The sequence below is a fragment of the Arthrobacter sp. Bi83 genome, from assembly GCF_918698095.1.
Lineage (GTDB): Bacteria > Actinomycetota > Actinomycetes > Actinomycetales > Micrococcaceae > Arthrobacter.
The window spans coordinates 1-2,275 of record NZ_CAKKLY010000110.1 but is presented as its reverse complement, the minus strand read 5'-3'; the positions used below and the strand labels follow the sequence as shown (position 1 = coordinate 2,275).

Sequence of the window (2,275 nt, the reverse complement as noted above, 5' to 3'; positions counted from 1 at the left end):
TATGACCTCGCGAACCGCGGCCTGTTGCCGCCCAGCTTTGCCCTGGTGGGCTTTGCCCGGCGGCAGTGGGACAACGAGGACTTCGCGGCGGAGGTGAAAGACGCGGTCAAAACGTACTCCCGTACGCCGTTCGATGAGGCGGTGTGGAACCAGCTGTCCGAAGGCATCCGTTTCGTGCAGGGCGAGTTCGATGACGACTCCGCCTTTGAGCGGCTCGGCGAGACCATCAAGGAACTCGACGAACAGCGCGGCACGCGCGGCAACCATGCGTTCTACCTGTCCATCCCGCCGAAGGCCTTTGAACAGGTCTGCCGGCAGCTCTCGAAGCACGGTCTGGCCCAGGCTGAAGGCGACAAGTGGCGCCGTGTGGTCATCGAGAAGCCGTTCGGGCACGACCTTAAGTCGGCCCGGCAGCTGAACGACATCGTGGAATCGGTCTTTCCGCCCGACGCGGTCTTCCGGATCGACCACTACCTGGGCAAGGAGACGGTGCAGAACATCCTGGCGCTGCGCTTCGCCAACCAGCTGTTCGAACCGCTGTGGAACGCCAACTACGTTGACCACGTGCAGATCACCATGGCCGAGGACATCGGCACCGGCGGCCGTGCAGGGTACTACGACGGCGTGGGTGCTGCCCGTGACGTGATCCAGAACCACCTCCTGCAGCTGCTGGCGCTCACTGCGATGGAGGAACCTATTTCCTTCAACGCGGATGACCTGCGTGCGGAGAAGGAAAAGGTCCTGGCGGCTGTCAGGCTGCCGGAGGACCTCTCCACCCACTCCGCCCGCGGCCAGTTCGCCGGCGGCTGGCAGGGCGGCGAGCAGGTCCAGGGCTACCTCGAGGAGGACGGCATCCCGGCCGATTCCACCACCGAGACCTTTGCCGCGATCCGCGTTGACATCAATACCCGGCGCTGGCACGGGGTCCCGTTTTACCTGCGCGCCGGCAAGCGCCTGGGCCGGCGCGTCACGGAAATCGCCGTGGTGTTCAAGCGCGCGCCTAACCTGCTGTTCCGCGACCACGGCGAGGATGACTTCGGGCAGAACGCCGTGGTGATCCGGGTCCAGCCTGACGAGGGCGCCACGATCCGCTTCGGCTCCAAGGTCCCCGGCACGCAGATGGAAGTGCGGGATGTGACGATGGACTTCGGTTACGGCCACTCGTTCACGGAGTCCAGCCCGGAGGCGTACGAACGGCTGATCCTTGACGTGCTCCTCGGCGAGCCGCCGCTGTTCCCGAGGCATGAGGAAGTGGAGCTCTCCTGGAAGATCCTGGACCCGTTCGAGGAATACTGGGAGGGCCTGGGCGAGCAGCCCGAGCCCTACGCACCCGGCAGCTGGGGCCCGGCCTCCGCTGACGAGCTGCTCGCCCGCGACGGACGCACCTGGAGAAGGCCATGATTGTAGATCTTCCGAACACCACCACCTCCAAGGTCTCCAAGAAGATCATGTCCCTGCGGGAGCAGGGCGGGGTGATCGCTCTGGGCCGCGTGCTGACCCTGGTGGTCGTCACGAAATCGGGTCTGGAAGAGGAGGCCATCGAGGCAGCCAACGAGGCCAGCCGGGAGCACCCCTGCCGAATCATTGTCCTTGCCGATGCCGGCTCTGCCGCTCCCAACCGGCTCGATGCCCAGATCCGGGTCGGCGGTGACGCCGGAGCCTCGGAAGTGATCGTGCTGCGCGGCTTCGGGGAACTCGCAGAGGAAAGCGAGTCCCTCGTCGCCGCGTTGCTGCTCCCTGACGCTCCGATCGTGGCCTGGTGGCCGCACGGCGCGCCGAAGAATGCCAGCGAGACATCCATCGGCAAGATCGCCCACCGGCGCATCACCGACTCCGCGAACGAAGCCGAACCGCAGGTGGCCCTGGAGAATATCCGGAACACCTACAAGGCAGGCGACACGGACCTCGCCTGGACCCGCCTGACGAACTGGCGCATCCAGCTCGCGGCAGTGCTGGACCAGGTGGACCCATCCCCTGTCACCGCGGTGGCCGTGGAGGGTGCTTCGGACTCCCCCAGCACCATCCTGCTGGCGGCCTGGCTCACCCTCTCCCTGGACGCCCCGGTGACGATCGTCGCCGACCCCGCGGGCACCGGTATCCGGCGCGTCCGCCTGAGCCGGGCAAGCGGCGACGTCCAGCTGTTCCGGCCCGGACTGTCAGTGGCCGAACTGACCCAACCGGGCCAGCCTGCCCAGCGGATTTCCCTGCCGCGGCGAAGCCTGCGGGACTGCCTGGCCGAGGAACTGCGGCGTCTGGATCCCGACGAAGTGTTCGG

At 66.7% G+C, this 2,275-nt stretch carries 2 protein-coding genes; both read left to right on the top strand.

The annotated features are described in order from the left end of the window. Nucleotides 1–1,401 (top strand): glucose-6-phosphate dehydrogenase (gene zwf / locus LQ144_RS22825; RefSeq protein ID WP_230121522.1); only part of this gene is annotated, 1,401 nt, incomplete at its 5' end. Beyond that, nucleotides 1,398–2,275, top strand: an 878-nt coding sequence (locus LQ144_RS22820) for a glucose-6-phosphate dehydrogenase assembly protein OpcA (protein WP_230121521.1), incomplete at its 3' end; no start/stop codon positions are given. The genes zwf and LQ144_RS22820, both read left to right, overlap by 4 nt.